Here is a 20,468-nt window from a genome sequence, read left to right as displayed (position 1 = left end):
AATACATAAGTGCCTCATAGACGAGCCTTATGCCCGTCCATTCTTAGGCTTTAGTGCCTTTGAGAAGATCGAGCAAAACGTTGCTGGCACATGTTTTCGCACAGAGGAGGCGGCATTTGCGATATGGCTTTTTCACCGTTCTATTACCTGTACTGGCGGCAATAGTCGTATTGATCGCCTACCAGTCCTGGAAGTCGGAGATGACGAGTTCGGCGACGGTGAGGCTCACGCCCGCGGGATACGACCTGACCTATACTGTCGAATGGGGCTGGGGCATGGACGAGAAATTCAGCCTTGTGCGCGAGGGAGAGTGGCTCGCCGGACCGTCGAGCGGATGGATGGAAATCTGGAAAAGACCATATAATTCGGGGCTGGCCCTTTATCGTGCTGCCGACGATGGAACCTATTATCTAGGCCTGGGGTACAAGTTCTTTACATTCGAGCCTTCGACAGGAGTGTTGAAATCTGACTGCAACGCTGAGGCTCTTCCAACTCGTACACCGCTTGGCCTAAGGCTATTGGACCTGAACCTTAATCGAACTGAACGAGAAGCAGCAGATCCCGGTGCACAGGACCGTTTCGGCTATGTCGAACCTGATCAAGGCGGCCCGCTACCATCGGCCCCGCCGGTGTCGAAGTACTATACGAACCTCGTCTACCTGGGGAAATTCGGACTGACGAGAGCGAAAGGGCGCGGTGGGCCGGCTGAATTTGTTCCCGCAAACAAGGGTGCGGAGACACGACTCGGTTTGGAGCCGTTTTGCGGTTGACGCTGTCCGCCACGACGTGAATGAACAAACGGTCGTTGCGCCTGCCTGGTATACCGCTCATTTATCTCTCTACGACCCAAGGCGGGGTAATACTTTGACCATCCCCAACCTGATCACCATCCTGCGCCTTGTGCTGGTGCCTGCCGTGGTGCTGGCCATGCTGCAGGCGCGCTGGGACTGGGCTTTTGCCGGCTTCGTTATTGCAGGCGTTTCCGACGGCATCGACGGCTTCATCGCCCGCCGCTTCGACCAGCAGTCGACGCTCGGCGCCTATCTCGATCCGATGGCCGACAAGCTGCTTTTGGTTTCGGTGTTCGTCGTCATGGGCTTCATCGGGCAATTGCCGCTCTGGCTGGTCGTCACCATGGTGTCACGCGACGCGCTGATCGTCTGCGCGGTTCTGTTGTCCACGGTGATGGCCCATCCGGTCGAGATAAAACCGTTTCTTGTGTCGAAGGCCAATACCGCCATACAGATCGTGCTGGCGGCGGTCGTGCTGGGTGAACTCGCCTTTGCCGTGCACCTCGACCCTCTGCGGCCCGCCCTCATATTGCTGTCCGGGGTCTTGACCGTGGCTTCGGCCGCGGCCTATCTCGTGGCTTGGCTGAGGCATATGAACGGCTATGGCGAAGGCGGTAAATCGGGCTGACAAGCCCATCGACGGCAAGGCTGCCCGCAAGCCGGCTGCCCGCAAAGCGGTGACGCGGGGCAAGACCGTCGACGACCAGATGGTCGTCGACGTTCCGGCCGGCGAGACGGCGGCGGAGGCAGAGGCGGCGTCGACCTTCTACCGCCAGATCTTCTTCTGGCTGGCGGGTGCCGCGATCCTGGCGCTTTTCCTTTATGTCTTCAGCGGCGTCCTGCTGCCCTTCGTCGCCGGCATGGTGCTTGCCTATTTCCTCGATCCGGTCGCCGACCGGCTGCAGCGGCTCGGCCTCAGCCGTTTCATGGCGACGGTGGTCATCCTCATTACCTTCCTGATCGTGCTGGTGCTGGCCTTCGTCATCCTCATTCCGGTGCTGGCGACGCAGATGACCGATTTCGCCGGCAAGCTGCCGGAGTACCTGACCCGGTTGCAGAGCCTGATCACGTCGTTCGACCCGAAATGGCTGGAACAGAGATTCGGCGTCAACGCCAATGGCTTGCGCGACGGATTGAATTCGCTGCTGACTTCCGGCTTTGGCCTGATCACCACCGTATTTACCTCGCTGTGGAGTTCGGGCATGGCGCTGGTCTCGGTGGTCAGCCTGTTCGTGGTGACGCCGGTCGTGGCCTTCTACATGCTGCTCGACTGGGACCGCATGGTGGCGGTCATCGACAGCTGGGTGCCGCGCGACAACGTCGCGACGGTGCGCGCCATCGCGCGCGACATCAACACCGCCACTGCCGGCTTCGTGCGCGGGCAGGGCACGCTCTGCCTGGTGCTGGGCGCCATGTACGCCACCGGCTTGACGCTGACGGGGCTGAACTTCGCCATCCTCATCGGCCTGTTCGCCGGGCTGATCTCCTTCATCCCCTATGTCGGCTCATTGACCGGGCTGGTGCTGGCCGTCGGCGTTGCCTTCGTCCAGTTCTGGCCGGACTGGACGATGATCGTCGCCGTTGCCGTGGTCTTCTTCATCGGCCAGTTCATCGAAGGCAACATCCTGCAGCCCAGGCTGGTCGGCAAAAGCGTCGGCCTGCACCCGGTGTGGCTGATGTTCGCGCTGTTCGCCTTCGGCGCGCTGTTCGGTTTTGTCGGGCTTTTGATTGCCGTTCCAGCATCCGCGGCGGTGGCAGTTCTGGTACGCTTCGCCATCGCCCGCTACCTGGAATCGCCGCTCTACAAGGGCCATGCGACAGAGCTCGCGCCGCCGTTGCCGGCCGATCGCGGCGGCGGCCACCGCACGCAACCGCGTCGCTGAAGTGACTGCCCAGCGAACCGACCCGCCGCGCCAGCTGCCGCTCGATCTCGGCCACGGCACCGGTTATTCGCGCGACGAGCTGGTCGTCTCCGGCACCAACAACCAGGCGGCCGCGCTGGTCGACCGCTGGCCGGATTGGCCAGCACCGGTGGTGGTGCTGGCAGGCCCCGCTGGTTCGGGCAAAACGCACCTGGCCTCGATCTGGCGTGCCCGCGCCAACGCGCTTGCCGTCGACGCCAGGCGCATGGGCGACAGCATCGCCAATCTCGGTGCGCGGCCGGCGCTGATCGACGATGTCGATATCGGCGCGGTCGATGAGCAGGGCCTGTTCCATTTGATCAATGCCGTGCGCGGTGCCGGCTCGACGCTGCTCTTGACGGCGCGACGCTTTCCGTCGGCCTGGGGCGTCAAGCTGCCCGATCTTGCCTCGCGTTTGAAGGCGGCGGCGACCGTCGAGATCCACGAGCCCGACGATCTCCTGCTCGCCGGCGTCATCACCAAGCTGTTCGCCGACCGGCAGGTCGAGGTCGAACCGCATGTCGTGCAGTATCTGGTGCGGCGCATCGAGCGTTCGCTGGCCACCGCGATGCGCGTGGTGGAGCGTCTGGATCGCACCGCGCTGGAGCGCAAGATGGCGATCACAAGGGCATTGGCGGCCGAAACCGTCAACGCCATGGACGAGGGGCAGGGCGAATTCGAGATTTAGAGTGCCTCGATGTTACAATCGCTCCGCAACCGCCGTCCCATTTCGGGAAATAACAGCTGGCACCCATCTTGCAGCTTGAGCTTGCCGGCTGACCCCGGTCCTGATTGCGTTCCAAATCAGGTTGTAGGCTCGCCGGGAATGAGGTGCTTGGGGTTCTCGCCCGGCGAGCTTGCCTTTCACTTGCGGCCAATCACAGCCAAAGTCTGACGAAATGCCGGACCAACAGATAGACGGCTGAATGCGCGGCAATATAGCAGGCCGCGACCAGCACAAAAATCCCGGTGCTGGCTGCCCACGAACGGGAGGCAACGATGCCTGGTGCCAGCCTAGCGTGCCCGCGGCTCTCGCGATTGTTCCACATCGCCAAGGCTGCACAGGCGATCGCCCACGTCACCATGAAGGGAACCGTCACGCCCGCATAGGCAAAATAGGCCGGCCCGAACAGCGACACCCAAGCATCGATCCCAAGCACCGCAAATCCCCCATTTTGCCGGAGTTTAAGCCGGCAATAGCGAGGGAAGCGAGCCTGAAATGATGAAGCCCGAATATTGGCCAAAAGCCCTTGATGCTCGCTCAATCCAGACGCGATTGCACGAAGTCGATGAAGGCGCGCACTTTGGCCGGCGCGAAACGAGGACGATCAAGGGCAAGACAAGTACGGCGGCCTTGATTGCGGCTCTCGTCGCCGGCGAGGGCGCCTAGATCGCATGGGATAAGAAGGGATGGTCGGAGTGGAGAGATTCGAACTCCCGACCCTCTGGTCCCAAACCAGATGCGCTACCAGCCTGCGCTACACTCCGAACGGTCTGTTGCCTATTCATTTCGGTGTTACATGGCAAGTGCAAAAACCTTGCCGCCGCTGCCAATGCGCAGTAATGACGGCCCTAGGGTGGCGATGCCGCCTTGCACAACAATGAGGTGGCCATGTCCGCGCGCATTTTCAGCCCAGCCAAAACCGCGATGCAGTCCGGCAAGGCCAAGACCGGCCACTGGGTGTTGGAATTCGATCCCGAGATGCGCAAGAAGATCGACCCCCTGATGGGCTACACCACGTCGGGAGACATGAGAAGCCAGATCAGGCTCACCTTCGGCACCAAGGAAGAGGCCGTCGCCTACGCCGAAAAGGAAGGGCTTGCCTTCCGCGTCGAAGAGCCGAAAGAGCCCAAGCGCCGCCAGATTTCCTATGCGGAGAATTTCCGCTATGACCGCAGGACGCCCTGGACGCATTGACCGGCTAGCCCAGCGCGAACATCTACCGGCCCCGAGCCGGCCAGCGGTCCCGTAGCTCAGCTGGATAGAGCACCGGCCTTCTAAGCCGATGGTCACAGGTTCGAATCCTGTCGGGATCGCCATAATTTCAAAGGCTTACGCCGCATGACCTGACGAGGTCAACCAATCCTCACCCTTGCCTGCCAGTGCCGCGACGCCGTGCAATGTAAGCCTGGAACGGCAGTCTCGGGCCCACCGGCGCGGGGGTCCCTGGAATTATTTCGTGATCTTTCCGGTTGGAACCTCGGCCAAGACCACGCGTTCGGGGCCTTGTATTCGTGGAGCCTCATGAAAAGGCAATGTGCGGTCCGGCGAATAGGGTGGGGCACAACAGAATGGGTTGGGGGAGGAGAAGCCAGGCCATGTCGAAACGTGAGATTGGAACGTCCCCTGCCTTGGTGCGGCGCATCGCCGAACTCAGGGCCCGCATGCAGGATGCCGAAATTTCCGGCCATGAAATGAAAACCTTTCACAAGGTCGCCGCCATCATGGGGGCCGGCGACGGTTCCTTGTGGCTGGATGCCGACGACATGATCGCGGCATCCTTTGTCGTCGAGGCGGCTGGACAGGCGTCCAACCGCTGACTTCGGAATTCTCCCTGTCAGGAATCCGATGAGCCTTCAACCACCGGGGCACGGCCGCCTGTTGGCGATCGTGCCCGCCCCCGGCCATCCGATCCCGTCTCCCTGCCATCCGATCTCGAATTGAAAGGAAAGTCTTATCATTTTGTTTGCGTTGGCACGTCATAGTAGGGACGGCTAACGGAGTGAAGGGGATGAAGCTGGACCTGTCGCCGACCAGCTGGGGCAGGGTGATCGCCGTCACCGCCGCCGGCACGGCATTCTTCATTGCCGTGGCGTTTTTCGTCGATTCGTTCAATTTCCCCTATCTTTCGCCCGAGTCTGTCTGGCGCGCGAAGCTGACCGACCTTCTGCTGCCCCTGGTGCTGGGTGGCTCGTTTCTGTTTTTCCTGATGTGGAAGATCCGCCAACTGGCGATAGCCCAGCGCGACCTCAGTGTCATCGCCGCGACGGACAGCCTGACGGCAGTGCTGAACCGCGGCGCCTTCTCTATGCTGGTCGAGGCCTATCTCGAGCAGACCCGCAAGCAGGAAGAGACCCGTTCCGGCGCGCTGCTGATCATCGATGCCGACCACTTCAAGTCGATCAACGACCGCCTCGGCCATGATTGCGGCGACCAGGCGCTCAAGCTGATCGCGCAGGCGATCAAGGGCCAGCTGCGCGGCGGCGATATCGTCGGACGCATCGGCGGCGAGGAGTTCGGCGTATTCCTTCCCGGTGTCGACCCCTCGCAATCCTGGCTGGTTGCCGAAAGCATCCGCCGACGGATACGCGAAATGGACTTTTCCCCGGGCGGCCGCTCCTGTCCGCTTTCCGTCAGCATAGGCGGTACCAGCTTCAGCGGGCCGACCACCTACGAGGCAATATTCTCGGCCGCCGACAGACGGCTTTATGCCGCGAAATCGAATGGACGCGATCAGGTCAGCTTCGATCCGGCGGAAGCCTCCCTGGCGTCTCCGGCCAGCGCCGCTACCCTGCACTGACGGCAGCCTCGTAGTAGGCTGACACCCACCGCTTGCTTGACGCTTGATTATCCGTGTGCTTCCTCCGGGCAGTAATGTACGGAGTATCGCCAGAAATAGTCCTGCTTCTTAGTCCCTCGATCGTGCCATTCGCGGGTACAGCACGGCCCTTGGGTGCAGGCAATTGAATGGCGAGACGCCCGGCTAGAGCCGAGTAAGCACCGCGACCATGATCCATCTATTCAACGGCTTTCAGAACCAGTTTGGCGGCAGTGAGCGCGAAACCCTGGAGTTGTACCGGCTCTTGGGCGCCGACTCACGGGTGTGCCTGTGGGCAACCTCGTCGCGCGTATCCGAAGGCCTGATGCAGGAATTTCCGATACGCCGCGTCTCGCCGGCAACACGCAATGTGCCGGATGGCGGCACCTATGTCTTTCTTGGCGCGCATTGGCGCAACAAAATGTGGCCCTACCTGATCCCGCGGCCGCGCCGGCTGATCTATGTCTTCAACACCTTTCATCCCAAGCTCATCGCCCTGACGACACGCAGGCCGCGCCTGCTGCGTTGGCCGGCTGCCGAACTGGTGCTGATCTCCGAATTTCAGAGGCGCGTGCTGCAGGTCGAAGGCGTCGTCCACGCCTCGCCGATCGATATCGGGCGCTTCTCGCCACGACGGGCAAGGCCAAACGGTCCGTTCACGGTGGGGCGGCTGAGCCGCGACACGGCGGACAAGCATCACCGCGACGATGTGGCGCTCTATGAGGCATTGCTTGGCGATGGCACCGCGGTCCGTATTCAGGGCGGCACGCCGCTCAAGGACAAGCTCGCGCCGCATCCGCAACTCGAACTCCTGCCGCAGGGTGAATTCGCCGCCGAACAGTTCCTGCCGACGCTCGACGTCTTCTACTATCGCACCGGTTCGCATGTGGAGACGTTCGGCCGGGTGGTGTTCGAGGCGATGGCCTGCGGCCTGCCCGTGGTCTGCCATTCGCATGGTGGCTACGTCGACCACATCAGACATGGCGAAAACGGCTTCCTGTTCGAAACGACACAACAGGCGGCGCGGATCCTGGCGGATCTCAAAGCCGACCCGGGCCTGCGGGCGACGGTCGGCCGCAAGGCGCGGCTGACCGTCGAGCAGATGTTTTCATCGCAGGCGTTGCAAGAACGGCTGGATTTCTATCGGCGTTAGCCGCACCGCGCCATCTGCCTTCAGATATTCTCCGCCAACAAGCCACCTAGCCATTTGGCATCAATCCCGACATCGCGCTAAAGCTGGCATCACGTGAATCGCGGGCGGCCGGCATCGGCGCGCGGGCAGATCGAGCAGGGCTTCTACCGATGACATTGATGGGCGGCGCGGCACTGCTGATCCTGGTCCTTACCTATGCCGGCGTCGCCATCGGCCGCATCCCTGGCCTGCGGCTTGACCGCGCGGGCATTGCGCTGCTTGGCGGCGCAGCGATGATCGCCATCGGCGCGCTCAGCATGGAGGATGCCTATCGCGCCATCAATTTCGACACCATCACGCTTCTGCTCGGCATGATGATCGTGGTGGCGCATCTGAAAGTATCGGGTGCCTTTCGCGGTCTCGGCGCCATTGCCATCGAGCACGCGCATGCGCCGTTCATGCTCCTGGTGATGGTGACGCTCCTTACCGGCGTGCTGTCGGCCTTCCTGGTCAACGACGCCATCTGCCTGGTCATGGCGCCGATCGTCGTCCACATCACCCGTGTCATCAACCGCAATCCGATCCCCTATCTGATCGCCATCGCCACCGCTTCGAACTGCGGCAGCGTCGCCACCATCACGGGCAACCCGCAGAACATGGTCATCGGCGCGCTGTCGGGGATTTCCTATCCGGCCTTTTCGGCGGCGCTCGCGCCGGTCGCCTTGTTCGGCCTTGTCGCGGTCATCGTCATTGTGCGGATCGTCTATCGCGCCGAATTCAGGCGCAACGGCGAACTGGCGCCACACATCTCGCGCGGCCGCATGCATCGTGGCCAGGTGCTGAAGGCCGTGGTCGTCTGCATCGGGCTGGCGATCGCCTTCTTCGCCGGTGTTCCCGTAGCCAAGGCGGCGCTCATCGGCGGCGCCATCCTGCTGCTCACGCGCGCCATCAAGCCATCGCGCATCTACCATGAGATCGACGGACCGCTGCTGTTCATGTTCGCGGGTCTGTTCGTGGTGGTTGCCGGCGCGGAAAAGACGCTGCTGACGCCTGACATGATCGCCTCCGCCAAGAACATCGGGCTCGACGACGTCTGGAGGCTGTCGGGGTTCACCGCCGTGTTGTCCAACATCATGAGCAATGTTCCTGCCGTGCTGGCGCTCAGGCCATTCATACCCGGCCTGGAAAACCCCGAGCGCGCCTGGCTGGTGGTGGCCATGAGTTCGACGCTGGCCGGCAACTTCACCTTGCTCGGCTCGGTCGCCAACCTGATCGTCGCCGAACAATCCAAGGCCGCTGGTACACCGTTGTCTTTCGGTGCCTTCTTCAAGGTCGGCCTGCCGCTGACACTGATCACGCTCGCCGCCGGTACGGCGTGGCTGGCGTTCGGGGCCTAGCCTTGCATCTGACTGACCGACATCCGCGCCCTGACCAGCGTCGCCGCGGCTCGTCCGGCGGCTTCGACGTAGTCGGGATTGCGATGGATCAGCATGATCGAAAAGCAGCCGTCTATCAGCAGCACGATCTCGCGGGCCAGTGCCTGCGGCCCCTCGATATCGTGCCCGGACAATTCCGTGGCCAGCCATGTCTCGAAGTTGGATTTGTGCCGCGCCCCGACCTTGACCGCCGGGTGTCCAGGCATCGAGGCAAGCTCGGCAGCTGTGCGCAGGAAGCCGCATCCCTTCCATTTTGGATGGCGCGTGGCCCGGGCCAGATTGGTGAAGATGGCTTCGACCTTGCTGTCCACGCCCCCTTGCTCGGCTTCGAACCAGCCGGCCATCCGTTTCAGATTGGGCTGATCGCGGCCGTCGAGATAGGCTGCGATGAGGTCGTCCTTGCTCTTGAAGTGGTAGTAGAGCGTCCGCTTGGTGAGGCCCGCTTCCTCGGCGACGGCGTCGACACTGACACGGCCGATTCCTTCCGCGTAGAACAATCTGGTTGCGGCATCGACTAGGCGCTTGCGGGTGGGGCTTTGTGCTTCGGCCATGGGTCCATGTATACCGACTAGTGAATATACACAAGGTGCGAACGACGTAACCTTCCAACTCGTCAACAAGCTGGAAGGAAGCCAAATGACCGATCTTGTCCTGAACGAGACCCGCGACGGGGTTACCGTCCTCACCCTCAATCGTCCCGAAAAGCTCAATGCACTGAATTATGCCCTGATCGATCGCCTGCTTGCGGTTCTCGACGACATTGAAGTCGATGACGGCGTCCGGGTTGTCATCCTCACCGGAGCAGGGGAGCGGGCTTTTTCGGCGGGTGGCGACATCCATGAATTCTCGGCCAGCGTGGCGCTTGGCGCCGATATCGCAATGCGCGACTTCGTCATGCGCGGGCAGCGGCTGACGGCACGGCTGGAAGCGTTCCGCAAACCGGTCATCGCTGCCGTCAACGGCATTGCCTTTGGCGGTGGCTGCGAAATCACCGAGGCCGTTCCGCTCGCCATCGCCAGTGACCGTGCGCTGTTCGCCAAGCCCGAAATCAACCTTGCAATGCCGCCGACTTTTGGTGGAACCCAACGCCTGCCGAGGCTGGCCGGGCGCAAGCGGGCGCTCGAACTGCTGTTGACGGGCGACTGGTTTCCGCCGCCGCGGGCGCTTGAGCTGGGTCTCGTCAACGAGGTTGTGCCGCATGCCGAACTGATGCCGGCGGCATTTGATCTGGCCAAGCGTATCCTGCGGCATTCCGGACCGGCCGTCGCAAGCATTCTCACGGCGGTGGCAAGGGGCCTCAACCAGGGTATTGCCGAGGGGCTGCTGATTGAGGCGGAGCAATTCGGCCGTATGGCTCCGACCGCCGACCTGCGTGAAGGGCTGAATGCGTGGATCGAGCGGCGCAAGCCGAGCTACGACGGTTCGTGGACCCATATCACACGGCCCGATGAGGCGCGGCGAACCTCGTTGGCGATCGACCGGCGCGGGACGCGGACCAGGACGCCTTCGCCGCCACACGGCCCTTGACGTCTAGCGGGAGCAACACAAGTCACCGAACCTTCAAAGAGAGCCGTGGCCGATAGACCTGGAGCAATCCCGGACGGAAAACCGCCACGCACTTTTCCGGGATTTGCTCCAATATTCCGATCGACGGCGAAGTGGTCTTTTCGCCATCGATCTCTCAGTCTCACGGCGCCACAACCAAGCGGCCTTTCATGTTGGGGTGGAAGCGGCAGAAGTAGTCGATGGTTCCCGCCGCCTTCAAATTCAGGCTTGCCGACTTCTTCGGCGGGATCATCACCTCCCAGCCACCCTTCACCGTAGCCGTATGGGCGATCACGTCCTTGTTCACCCACTCGATCGTGTCGCCGACCTTCGCATCGACGCTGGCCGGCGAGTAGACGAGCCTGTCGATCGTCACCTGGATGGTTGCGGCCGCCGCCGGCGCCGCCGTAAGGGTCAGCGCCAGCATTGCCAGCCACGTCAGACGTTTCAAGGCGCCCGCTTTCATTTCAGCATGCCGGCAACGTGTTCGGCATGCTGCTCATGGCCCTGGAAGATCGTGAGGCCGGTCTCGAGCAGGCTCTTCAGTTCGGCATTGCTGGCCGAGGGAATGAGCAGCGTTTCGAGCGCGCCGTTGACCTGCTTGTGATAGGCGACCTCGTTTTCGATATAGGCCTTGTCGAAAGCCGCACCTTTCAGCTTGGCGAGCTTGGCGCGTTCCTCAGTCGCAGCCTTGGTCAGCGCCTGGCTGGTGGCGTTGTCCTCGGGCTTCACCTTCAGCTTCTTGACGAGATCGAGCGCCTGCTTGTTCACCGCTTCGTGGTCGCGCTCCATGTCCTTGGCGAAATCGATCACCTCCTTGCTCTTTGATTTCTTGATCGCCTGCTTGGCCGCCTCGATGTCGATGATGCCGGCCGTATAGGCGATATGGGCGATCTGCGGGTCCGTCGGCTTGTCGGCGGCTTGCGAGACCGGGGCAGCGCCGACGAGAAGCAGGGCGGCAAGGGCAACGGTATATCGGGTGAACATGGCATCCTCCTTGGCCCGACCGCGCGGAGGCGCGGGGCTCAAATTTCAGTTGACGCTCATTGGATGCGCGACGGGAGGAAACGTTCCCGGAAAATCAGGACGGCATCATTCGAAACCCAGCCGTCCCATCACCGCCTGGGTCAGTCGCTCGCAGCGCCGTCCGGCGAACGGGAAGGCATCGAGCAGCACCGGACCGATTTCATTGTCCAGCGCCTTGCGCAGCAGGACACGGGCCCGGTGCAGCCTCGTCTTGATGGTCTCCGGCCGCACACCAAGCAAATCGGCGGTTTCCTCCATGCTCAGGCCCTCGACGACGCGGGCGACGAAGACCATGCGGTAGATGTCGGGCAGACTGTCGGTCGCCCGTTCGACAAGTGCGAGAATCTGCCGCTGCGCCATCGCCCGCTCCGGATCGTCGTTGGAATTGAGGGGAAACCGGATGATTTGCGCTTCCGGGTTGTCAGGCATCCCAACTGTGCGACGCTTCTTGCGCACGCGGCCAAGAGCTTCGTTGATGACGATGCGCGACAGCCATGTGGCGAGAGTGGATTCGCCGCGAAACGCCGCCAGGCTGACAAAGGCGCTGACATAGGCCTCCTGGACGACATCCTCGGCTTCGGCGTCGTTGCGCAGAATGCCGCGCGCGATGCGGTAGAGCCGCTGGTTGTGTATCTTCATGATGGCGCGAAAGGCATCCGGTTCGCGCGCCAGCGCCCGGTGGACGAGCAGCATGTCGCCGGAAAGGCTTTCGGCAACCATAGGCACCGTGGCGGGCGTTGCGAGCTTGCTCATCGCGACCGGATCTCCCTGAACAGACGCCTCTTCGAACAGGCGCCTCTTCGAACAGGCGCCTCTTCGAACAGGCGCTTGACTGCACGTTGGATGCGCCTGCCGGCAAAAGGTTCCCGGATCGGTGGGATCCACGTCCGCTATTCTAGGCCGCTGCCAGACCCCTGTCTGCCGTCTGCACGCGGGCGGCCGCCGCCAGCAGGTCGGTCTGCGTGATCAGGCCGAGAATGCGCCGCTCGCCGTCGACGATGACCACGGCATGGCTGCGGCCGTCGGTCAGCACGGGAAGCAGGCTCATCGCCGGCGTCTCGGGCGAGGCGGTGCCGGCCTTTGCCATCACGTCCTTCACCGTTTCTACGGCTTTCGTCAGCTCGCGCAGGCCGACGGCGCCAACCAGCCGGGCATCCGCATCGACCACCGGCAACGTACGGATATTATGATCGAGCAGTTGCTGGCGTGCTTCGTCGGTGGTGGCTTGTTCGGGCACCGAAATCACGTCGCGCGACATGATGTCCTCGCACAGCAGCGTCCGGTGCGACCGCACCATGGCCTGCAATTCGACCTGTCGCAGCAGTCGTTCGAGGTCGTCGCGGTCGATATCGAAGGTCTCGTCGAGCGCCGTCAGCGCCGCGTCGATGTCCTCGGGCTGGAAACCGGCGCGCTGCTGAGCCGGCGGATCGGCGGTACCGTGGCTGTTTGCGGGCGGTGCGGCGACATGCGGGTAGTTGCGCCGCGCCAGCTTGTGGAAAAGGAAGCCCAGCGCCACCAGGATGGTCGAATTCAAGGCCACCGGCACGAACGGGAACAGGAAGCCCGCGCTGATGACGGCCGGCCCGCCGAGCACCGCCGTCAGCGCGGCGGCACCACCTGGCGGATGCAGGCAGCGCGTGAACGACATCGCGGCGATGGCCAAGGCCACCGCGAGACCCGAGGCCATCACCGGATCATGGATGAAATGCGCCACGGTCACGCCGACCAGCGCCGATATGGAATTGCCGCCGATGATCGACCAGGGCTGCGCCAGCGGGCTCGCCGGCACGGCGAACAGAAGCACGGCGGAGGCGCCCATCGGCGCCACCAGCAGGGCCACATGCGGGCCGCCGCCCATCGCCAGCCCGCTGATCACGCCCGTCAACGCGATGCCGATCGTGGCACCGATGCACGCCAGGATGCGTTCACGCAGCGTCGCGCCGGCGAGGATGGGAACAAAAAGACGAAAGGCCATGGCAAGCTTTATGACGAAATGGATTTGGCGCGGACGCCCTGTCCAACGCAATGGAGCCGAACTCGCGGATTTGAAAGTCAAACAAATCCGCAAAGTCGCGGCGTGGGAGAATAATATTGCGCGAGACCGCTCGCCGGGATGCTGCGAGCGGCTCGCGCTTTGCCATCAGCGTCAGTGTGTTGTGGCCGTCCGCCAACTCTTCCGGGCGGCCAGACAGATCAGGCGGTGGCCGCTGCAAGCCCGCGCATGATGTCGGCCTTCAGGTCGTCGACATCCTCGAGGCCGATCTGCAAGCGGATCAACGGACCTTCATAAGGGCCTTTCGCAACGACGCGGTCGACAAGCCAGACCGGCACCGCCAGGCTCTCATAGCCGCCCCAGGAATAGCCGAGACCGAAGATGCGCAATGCGTCGAGGAAAGCGTGCTGCTCCCGCTGGCCACCGCCGGCCAGCACGATCGAAAAGATGCCGCTCGAACCGCAAAAGTCCCGCTTCCACAGATCGTGGTCCGGATGGCTGGGAAGGGCAGGGTGGAGCACCCGCGCCACGCCCGGCTGGCTTTCGAGCCATGAGGCGATGGCAAGCGCGCTGCGCTGATGATGGTCGAGCCGCACGCCCATCGTGCGCAGGCCGCGCAGCACCTGATAGACATCGTCGGGTCCCGAACAGCAGCCAAGCGTGCAAAAACTCTCGTAGAGCTGCTTCCAGCAGGCCTCATTGGCCGAGACCGTGCCGAGGAGCACGTCCGAATGGCCGGCCGGATATTTCGTCGCCGCGTGGATCGAGATGTCGACGCCGTGGTCGAGCGGCCGGAAATAGAGTGGTGTCGCCCAGGTGTTGTCCATCATCACGATGGCGCCGGCCGCATGCGCCGCCTTGGCGATCGCCGGGATATCCTGCACCTCGAATGTGTTGGAGGCCGGCGATTCGGTGAACACCACTTTGGTGTTCGGCTTGATCAAGGCCGCGATGCCGGCGCCGATACGGGGCGCATAATACTCGACCTCGACGCCCAATCGCTTCAGCATCGTATCGGCGAAGTTTCTCGTGGGGTGATAAACGGAATCGACGATTAGCAGATGGTCGCCCGCCGATACGAAGGCGAGCAGCGGAATGGTCACCGCCGCCAGGCCCGATGGCACCACGATCGTGCCGGCGGACCCCTCCAGCGCATCGATCGCCTGTGCGAGGGCATCGGTCGTCGGTGTTCCGCGCGTGCCGTAAGTGTATTTCTGGTTGCGTGCGGCCATCGCGGCGGCATTGGGGAACAGCACGGTCGAGGCGTGCACCACCGGCGGATTGACGAAGCCGAAATAGTCGTGCGGGTTGTTGCCTGAATGGGCAAGCCGGGTGTTGATGCCCACCTTGCCGGAACCCTGCTCGCTGCCGTCTTTCGCCATTCTTGGTCGCCCTGTCTGATAAGGCGCTAGCCATAGTGCGGCGTCGTGGACCGTGCAACAGCCCACTGTCCGCCAGGAATGGACTTCGAATATGCCAATTCCCGGGTCCGGAAAACAGCTGGGGGTTGATCTGAATCGGACCGACCAGGGCGGCCGTGCCTTGCCGGACGCCCAGTCGCCGGCCGGTCGGCCTATTGTAGCCGGCTGTGAAAGATATATACTCAAGTTCTAATATTAATCGCCGGATTGCTTCGATCAGATGCTGCCGGATGGTTTTTGCCGGCTACCTCTCCTGGTCCCCAATCCGGGTATCGCGCCCACCGAGCGCGGCAAAGGGAGGAATGCCATGCCTGACGTCAAATGGACGATGAAGGCGCGCGAATTCATCAACTGCAATTGCGCCTATGGCTGTCCGTGCCAGTTCAACGCCATGCCGACATACGGATTCTGCCAGGCCGTGGCCGGCATGGAGATCGAGACCGGCCATCACGGCGACACCAAGCTGGACGGGTTGCGGTTCGTCGGCATTTTCAGCTGGCCCGGCGCGATCCACCAGGGCAGGGGCGAGGCCGCGGTGGTTATCGACGAGAGGGCCAGCGAAGCCCAGCGTGAAGCTCTGCTTCGCATATTGGGAGGCCAGGACACCGAGCCGGGCGCAACGATATTCCAGGTTTTTTCGACCACGCTGGAGAAATTCCACGATCCGATCTTCGCCGCGATCGATTTCAAGGTTGACGTCGACGCGCGAACCGGCCGGCTGCATGTCAAGGGCGTCACTGACGGCCATGGCGAGCCGATCAAGAACCCGGTCACCGGTGCCGAGCACAGGGCGCGCATCGACCTGCCGCACGGCTTCGAATACGCGATCGCCGAGATCGGTCGTGGCTGGACCAAGGCGACCGGCCCGATCAAGTTCGAGGTGGCCGACACGCACAGCCATTTCGCCAATCTGCATCTCACGCAGAGCGGCGTCGTGCATTGACCTGATCCAATGGGCGACACGGCTCTCGAGGCTGTGCTGCGGCGCGACCGCGCGGTCGTGATGACCGCGCTCGTCGTGATTGCCATTCTCGCCTGGACCTACGTCCTTTGGCTCGCCGCCGACATGGCCATGCCTGGTGTCCCCGTCGCGGACGGCGCGGCAGGCGGCATGGCCGGGATGGACATGTCGAACACGGATATTGGTGGCATGGATATGGGCGCCGCCGTGGCGCCGGGTTTCAGGACCTGGGCATCGGCCGATTTCGTCTTCATCTTCACCATGTGGGCCGTGATGATGGTCGGCATGATGACGCCTTCGATCGCGCCGATGTTGCTGCTCTATGCAGGCGTCGGCCGCAAGGCACGGGTCGATGGCCAGCCTATCGCGTCGACGGCATGGTTTTTTGCCGGCTATCTCATCGTCTGGATCGTCTTCAGCATCGCGGCCACCGGCGCGCAATGGGTGCTCGCCCATTTCGCCTTGCTTGATCCGGCAATGGCTACCAACAGTGCGACCCTCGGTGGCCTCGTCCTGATCGCCGCCGGCCTCTATCAATGGACGCCGGTCAAGGGCGTCTGCCTGCGCCAATGCCAGGCGCCGATCGCATTCCTGGCCAGCCATGGCGGCTTCCGCACCACCCCGCCCGGCGCGCTTCGGCTCGGCATCGGCCACGGCGCCTATTGTCTCGGCTGCTGCTGGGCGCTGATGGCCTTGCTGTTTGTCGGCGGTGTCATGAACGTCCTGTGGATCGCCGGCATCGCCATCCTTGTTCTCTTGGAGAAGATGGTCCCGGCCGGGCAATTGATCCCGCGCATCTCCGGCGCATTGATGGTTGCGATCGGCGTCTGGCTCGTCTTTCCCGCGCTTTGACCTGCGTACCGGCTTTGTTCACGAGCAATATTGACCGGCAATCGCCGGCCGGGGGTATTCCGCGACGTCAATGCATTTCGTGCTGGAGGCAGTAACACTCAGGTATTGCCGGCAATGGATTTCACGGAACCGGCTCACATCCGCGGCAAATGAGCTTTGCCGATTCAATTCGCGCTTGTGACTAAATCGCGGGCGCGTTTGTCTGCAATTCAGGCATTTCGGACAATCGATTTTCAAACCCGTTGCAATTCGGTCATTTTCCTTGACCTCACGAGAATTATCGCCTTCGATGCTGTTCGTGAATGGGAGGCGGCGCGTCGATTTGCGACGCGGGGTTCCGGGAATGGGCCGGGATGGGAGCTTCGTTCACACGGGAGAAAAGATCAGGGTCTGCCTGAAAAAACAGAAAAGGGTCTGTGGGTTATGAAACACATTGCTATCGGCATTCTCGGCGTCGCCACGCTCGGACTGATGGCGTCGGCCGCGTCGGCCGGCACGCTCGATACAGTCAAGGCGAAGGGCTTCATCCAGTGCGGCGTCTCGACCGGTCTGGCCGGCTTCTCGGCGCCGGACGACAAGGGCGACTGGCAAGGCATCGACGCCGATTTCTGCCGCGCGGTTGCCGCCGCTGTCTTCGGTGATGGCACCAAGGTCAAGTTCACGCCGCTCAGCGCCAAGGAGCGCTTCACCGCACTGCAGTCCGGCGAAGTCGACATCCTGTCGCGCAACACCACCTGGACGATCAACCGCGACACCGCGCTTGGCCTGAATTTCATCGGCACGACCTACTATGACGGCCAGGGTTTCATGATCAACGCCAAGAAACTGCCGGGCGTCAATTCGGCGCTGCAGCTTTCGGGCGCCGCCGTCTGCGTGCAGAGCGGCACGACCACCGAGCTCAACCTCGCCGACTACTTCAAGGCGAACAAGATGGAGTACAATCCGGTCGTCTTCGAGAAGCTGGAAGAGGTCAACGCCGCCTATGATGCCGGCCGCTGCGACGTCTACACCACCGACCAGTCGGGCCTTTACGGCATTCGCTTGACGCTCGGCTCGCCGGCCGATCACGTCGTGCTGCCCGAGATCATCTCGAAGGAGCCGCTCGGACCTGCCGTTCGCCAGGGCGACGACCAGTGGTACCACATCGTCAAGTGGACCTATTTCGCTCTGCTCGACGCCGAGGAACTCGGCATCACCAAGGCCAATGTCGACGAGATGAAGAATTCCGCCAGCCCGGAGATCAAGCGCGTGCTCGGCCAGGAGGCCGACACCAAGATCGGCACCGATCTCGGCGTCTCCAACGACTGGGTCGTCAACATCGTCAAGGCCACCGGCAATTACGGCGAAATGTTCGACCGCAATGTCGGTTCGGGCAGCCCGCTGAAGATCGCCCGTGGCATCAATGCGCTGTGGACCAAGGGCGGCCTGCAATACGCTCCGCCGATCCGCTGATCGAAATGTGATCCGGAAGGCAGGCACCTGCCTTCCGGTTTCTCTTTCACAGGGGACGTGACATGGCATCGCAGGAAATCCTACGCGAGGAGCCTAGCCGCGGCTCCTTCGTCAATGATCCGAGAATACGCAGTCTCTTCTTCCAGACGCTGGTCGTCGTCTTGTTGTTCGGCTCCATCTGGTGGATCGTGCAGAACGTCATCGACAATCTGCATCGCCTGCACATCGCCTCGGGCTTCGGCTTCCTCAAGGGGCGCGCCGGCTTCGACATATCGGACACGCCGATCGCCTATACGTCGGACTCGACCTATGGCCGCGCCATCATCGTCGGCCTGATCAACACCATCATCGTTGCCGCCGCCGGCATCATCACCGCCACCATTATCGGCTTCATCATCGGCATCGGGCGCCTGTCGCAGAACTGGCTGATCCAGAAGATCTGCACGGTCTATGTCGAGATTTTCCGCAACATCCCGCCGCTGCTGGTCATCTTCTTCTGGTATTCCGGCGTGCTCGCCGTGCTGCCGGCGCCGCGCGACTCCTATCATCTGCCCTTCGGCTCCTTCCTCAACCAGCGCGGCTTCTATTTTCCGCGCCCGGTCTGGGGCGACGGCTCCTGGCTGATCCTGGTCGCCCTCGTCGTGGGCATCGCAATGTCGTGGTTCGTCGCCCGCAGGGCGCGTCAGCGGCAGATGGCGACAGGCCAGCAATTTCCCGTGTTCTGGACTTCCGCCGCGCTGATCGTCGGCCTGCCGCTGCTCGCTTACGTGCTGAGCGGCTTTCCGCTGACCTTTGATCTTCCAAAACAGTCGACCTTCAACCTGACCGGCGGCTTCCAGGTCAAACCGGAATTCCTGTCGCTCTATCTGGCGCTATCCTGCTACACGGCGGCCTTCATCGCCGAAATCGTGCGCGCCGGCATCAGGGGCGTCAGCAAGGGCCAGACCGAGGCGGCGGCAGCGCTTGGTCTGCGATCCGGGTCGATCCTGCGGCTGGTCGTGGTGCCGCAGGCCATGCGCATCGTCATTCCGCCGCTGACCAGCCAGTATCTCAACCTGACCAAGAACTCGTCGCTGGCGATCGCCATCGGTTATCCCGACCTGACGGCGACAGCCGGCACGGTTCTGAACCAGACCGGACAAGCGGTCGAAGGCGTGCTGATCATGATGATCGCCTATCTCATACTCAGCCTGGTGACCTCGGCCGTGATGAACGTGGTCAACGCCAGAATGGCGCTGGTGGAGAGGTAGAGCCATGCAGGAACATGACATGTCCTGGGTGCGTACCGAAATGGCGCTGGCGCAGCCCGCGCCAGCGAGCGTCAGCGGTCCCGTCGCCTGGGTGCGCAGGAACCTGATCGGTTCGGTCGGCGACACCATCCTCACCATCCTCGGCATCGTCATCGTCGCCTGGGTACTGCCGCAGGTCATCAACTGGGCGTTCATCAACGCACAGTGGACCGGGCCGGACCGCACGGTCTGCGCGACCGTCGCGCAAGGCGGTATTCAGCCCGACGGCTGGAGCGGCGCCTGCTGGGCTTTCGTCAACGCCAAGTTCGGCCAGTTCATGTTCGGCACCTATCCGGTCGAGGAGCGCTGGCGGCCGATCCTGGTCGCCATCCTGTTCGTGGCACTGCTGGTGCCGATGCTGATGCCACGTGTGCCGCGCAAGGGGTTGAACGCGATCCTGCTGTTCCTGGTGCTGCCGATCGTTTCCTTCTTCCTTCTGGTCGGCGGCATATTCGGCCTGCCGCATGTCGAAACCTCACGCTGGGGCGGGCTGCTGATCACGCTGAGCCTGTCCTTCGTCGGCATCGCCGTGTCGCTGCCGCTGGGCACCGTGCTGGCGCTCGGCCGGCGCTCGAAGATGCCGATCGTCAAGATGCTGTGCGTCATCTTCATCGAAGCCGTGCGCGGCATACCGCTGATCACGGTGCTGTTCTTCGTCAGCGTCATGCTGCCGCTGTTCCTGCCGGCCGGCGTCACCTTCGACAAATATCTGAGGGCGCTGATCGGCGTGTCGCTGTTTGCCGCCGCCTACATGGCCGAAGTCGTGCGCGGCGGCCTGCAGGCGATCCCGAAGGGACAGTATGAAGGCGCCGATTCGCTCGGCCTCGGCTACTGGCAGAAGATGGGCCTGATAGTGCTGCCGCAGGCGCTGAAGCTGGTCATTCCCGGCATCGTCAACACCTTCATCGGCATGTTCAAGGACACCAGCCTGGTCCTCATCATCTCGATGTTCGACCTGCTCGGCATCGTCAAGCAGAACTTCTCCGATGCCAACTGGGCAACGGCGCAGACCGCGAAATCCGGTCTTGTGTTCGCGGCCTTCGTCTTCTGGCTGTTCTGCTTCGGCATGTCGCGCTATTCAATGTACACGGAACGCCGGCTCGACACCGGCTACAAACGCTAAACAAAAG

At 62.6% G+C, this 20,468-nt stretch carries 22 protein-coding genes and 2 tRNA genes; 16 read left to right on the top strand and 8 right to left on the bottom strand.

What is annotated here, in order from left to right; translation table 11 throughout:
- Positions 1–116 precede the first annotated feature (116 nt).
- The 4 genes from EN845_RS03405 to hdaA all read left to right on the top strand — a co-directional run bounded on the left by EN845_RS03405 (position 117) and on the right by hdaA (position 3,380).
- Complete coding sequence (locus EN845_RS03405) at positions 117–770, top strand: hypothetical protein (protein WP_127871472.1); 654 nt, start codon at positions 117–119, stop codon at positions 768–770.
- 94 nt (positions 771–864) lie between these two features.
- Complete coding sequence (locus tag EN845_RS03400) at positions 865–1,419, top strand: CDP-alcohol phosphatidyltransferase family protein (protein WP_127276634.1); 555 nt, start codon at positions 865–867, stop codon at positions 1,417–1,419.
- A 79-nt stretch (positions 1,420–1,498) separates the two neighbouring features.
- Positions 1,499–2,674, top strand: a complete 1,176-nt coding sequence (locus EN845_RS03395; RefSeq protein WP_127276654.1) for an AI-2E family transporter — start codon at positions 1,499–1,501, stop codon at positions 2,672–2,674.
- A 1-nt stretch (position 2,675) separates the two neighbouring features.
- Entirely contained in the window at positions 2,676–3,380 is a 705-nt protein-coding gene (gene hdaA / locus EN845_RS03390) for a DnaA regulatory inactivator HdaA (RefSeq protein WP_127276636.1), read from the top strand.
- 190 nt (positions 3,381–3,570) lie between these two features.
- Here the strand turns inward: hdaA and EN845_RS03385 are convergent, their stop codons facing one another.
- Both EN845_RS03385 and EN845_RS03380 read right to left on the bottom strand, forming a co-directional pair.
- A complete protein-coding gene (locus EN845_RS03385) occupies positions 3,571–3,957 on the bottom strand; it encodes a hypothetical protein (protein ID WP_245511625.1) in 387 nt (128 codons plus the stop codon).
- A 146-nt stretch (positions 3,958–4,103) separates the two neighbouring features.
- Positions 4,104–4,180, bottom strand: a tRNA-Pro gene (locus EN845_RS03380).
- Between the two features lie 124 nt (positions 4,181–4,304).
- On the opposite strand from EN845_RS03380, the gene EN845_RS03375 reads away from it, so the two are divergent.
- The 6 genes from EN845_RS03375 to EN845_RS03350 all read left to right on the top strand — a co-directional run bounded on the left by EN845_RS03375 (position 4,305) and on the right by EN845_RS03350 (position 8,760).
- Positions 4,305–4,610: an ETC complex I subunit gene (locus EN845_RS03375; protein WP_127276639.1), complete on the top strand. Its 306-nt coding sequence runs from the start codon at positions 4,305–4,307 to the stop codon at positions 4,608–4,610.
- A 45-nt stretch (positions 4,611–4,655) separates the two neighbouring features.
- Positions 4,656–4,732, top strand: a tRNA-Arg gene (locus tag EN845_RS03370).
- Between the two features lie 279 nt (positions 4,733–5,011).
- Complete coding sequence (locus EN845_RS03365) at positions 5,012–5,233, top strand: hypothetical protein (protein ID WP_127276641.1); 222 nt, start codon at positions 5,012–5,014, stop codon at positions 5,231–5,233.
- A 191-nt stretch (positions 5,234–5,424) separates the two neighbouring features.
- Positions 5,425–6,213, top strand: coding sequence for a GGDEF domain-containing protein (locus tag EN845_RS03360; protein WP_127276643.1), 789 nt, complete (start codon positions 5,425–5,427; stop codon positions 6,211–6,213).
- 208 nt (positions 6,214–6,421) lie between these two features.
- Positions 6,422–7,384 carry a glycosyltransferase family 4 protein gene (locus EN845_RS03355; protein WP_127276645.1) on the top strand — a complete coding sequence of 321 codons (963 nt, stop codon included), beginning with the start codon at positions 6,422–6,424 and terminating at the stop codon, positions 7,382–7,384.
- A gap of 149 nt (positions 7,385–7,533) precedes the next feature.
- Positions 7,534–8,760 carry an anion transporter gene (locus EN845_RS03350; RefSeq protein ID WP_127871473.1) on the top strand — a complete coding sequence of 409 codons (1,227 nt, stop codon included), beginning with the start codon at positions 7,534–7,536 and terminating at the stop codon, positions 8,758–8,760.
- Here the strand turns inward: EN845_RS03350 and EN845_RS03345 are convergent.
- On the bottom strand, positions 8,757–9,350 hold the full coding sequence (locus EN845_RS03345) for a TetR/AcrR family transcriptional regulator (protein ID WP_127871474.1): 594 nt from the start codon (positions 9,348–9,350) through the stop codon (positions 8,757–8,759). The genes EN845_RS03350 and EN845_RS03345 overlap by 4 nt on opposite strands.
- Positions 9,351–9,435: 85 nt before the next feature.
- Between EN845_RS03345 and EN845_RS03340 the strand changes: the two genes are divergently transcribed.
- Positions 9,436–10,326 carry a crotonase/enoyl-CoA hydratase family protein gene (locus EN845_RS03340; protein ID WP_127871475.1) on the top strand — a complete coding sequence of 297 codons (891 nt, stop codon included), beginning with the start codon at positions 9,436–9,438 and terminating at the stop codon, positions 10,324–10,326.
- A 160-nt stretch (positions 10,327–10,486) separates the two neighbouring features.
- Here EN845_RS03340 and EN845_RS03335 read toward each other — a convergent pair whose 3' ends face one another.
- The 5 genes from EN845_RS03335 to EN845_RS03315 all read right to left on the bottom strand — a co-directional run bounded on the left by EN845_RS03335 (position 10,487) and on the right by EN845_RS03315 (position 14,745).
- Complete coding sequence (locus EN845_RS03335; RefSeq protein ID WP_167531204.1) at positions 10,487–10,810, bottom strand: cupredoxin family copper-binding protein; 324 nt, start codon at positions 10,808–10,810, stop codon at positions 10,487–10,489.
- On the bottom strand, positions 10,807–11,331 hold the full coding sequence (locus EN845_RS03330) for a DUF4142 domain-containing protein (RefSeq protein WP_127871476.1): 525 nt from the start codon (positions 11,329–11,331) through the stop codon (positions 10,807–10,809). The genes EN845_RS03335 and EN845_RS03330 overlap by 4 nt, the downstream gene beginning before the upstream one ends.
- A 105-nt stretch (positions 11,332–11,436) precedes the next feature.
- Positions 11,437–12,123 (bottom strand): RNA polymerase sigma factor, encoded by a 687-nt coding sequence (locus tag EN845_RS03325; protein WP_167531205.1) that lies wholly within the window; start codon positions 12,121–12,123, stop codon positions 11,437–11,439.
- A gap of 142 nt (positions 12,124–12,265) precedes the next feature.
- Positions 12,266–13,345, bottom strand: coding sequence for an HPP family protein (locus EN845_RS03320; protein WP_127871477.1), 1,080 nt, complete (start codon positions 13,343–13,345; stop codon positions 12,266–12,268).
- 218 nt (positions 13,346–13,563) lie between these two features.
- Positions 13,564–14,745 carry a cystathionine beta-lyase gene (locus tag EN845_RS03315; RefSeq protein ID WP_127871478.1) on the bottom strand — a complete coding sequence of 394 codons (1,182 nt, stop codon included), beginning with the start codon at positions 14,743–14,745 and terminating at the stop codon, positions 13,564–13,566.
- Between the two features lie 346 nt (positions 14,746–15,091).
- Between EN845_RS03315 and EN845_RS03310 the strand changes: the two genes are divergently transcribed.
- The 5 genes from EN845_RS03310 (at position 15,092) to EN845_RS03290 (ending at position 20,461) form a co-directional block, all read left to right on the top strand.
- Entirely contained in the window at positions 15,092–15,727 is a 636-nt protein-coding gene (locus EN845_RS03310; RefSeq protein WP_127871479.1) for a DUF1326 domain-containing protein, read from the top strand.
- 9 nt (positions 15,728–15,736) lie between these two features.
- The gene (locus EN845_RS03305; protein ID WP_127281049.1) at positions 15,737–16,597 is read left to right on the top strand and encodes a DUF2182 domain-containing protein; all 861 of its coding nucleotides are present in this window, start codon (positions 15,737–15,739) and stop codon (positions 16,595–16,597) included.
- Between the two features lie 423 nt (positions 16,598–17,020).
- Positions 17,021–18,049, top strand: a complete 1,029-nt coding sequence (locus EN845_RS03300; protein ID WP_127871480.1) for an amino acid ABC transporter substrate-binding protein — start codon at positions 17,021–17,023, stop codon at positions 18,047–18,049.
- A 62-nt stretch (positions 18,050–18,111) separates the two neighbouring features.
- Positions 18,112–19,299 carry an amino acid ABC transporter permease gene (locus tag EN845_RS03295; RefSeq protein ID WP_127871481.1) on the top strand — a complete coding sequence of 396 codons (1,188 nt, stop codon included), beginning with the start codon at positions 18,112–18,114 and terminating at the stop codon, positions 19,297–19,299.
- Positions 19,300–19,303: 4 nt separating this feature from the next.
- The gene (locus tag EN845_RS03290; protein ID WP_127277336.1) at positions 19,304–20,461 is read left to right on the top strand and encodes an amino acid ABC transporter permease; all 1,158 of its coding nucleotides are present in this window, start codon (positions 19,304–19,306) and stop codon (positions 20,459–20,461) included.
- Positions 20,462–20,468 lie beyond the last annotated feature (7 nt).

Origin of the sequence: Mesorhizobium sp. M8A.F.Ca.ET.202.01.1.1 (assembly GCF_004791595.1) — a bacterium.
Taxonomy (GTDB): domain Bacteria; phylum Pseudomonadota; class Alphaproteobacteria; order Rhizobiales; family Rhizobiaceae; genus Mesorhizobium.
Note: the sequence above shows the minus strand (reverse complement) of the source record. Positions and strands in the feature narration are given on the sequence as shown.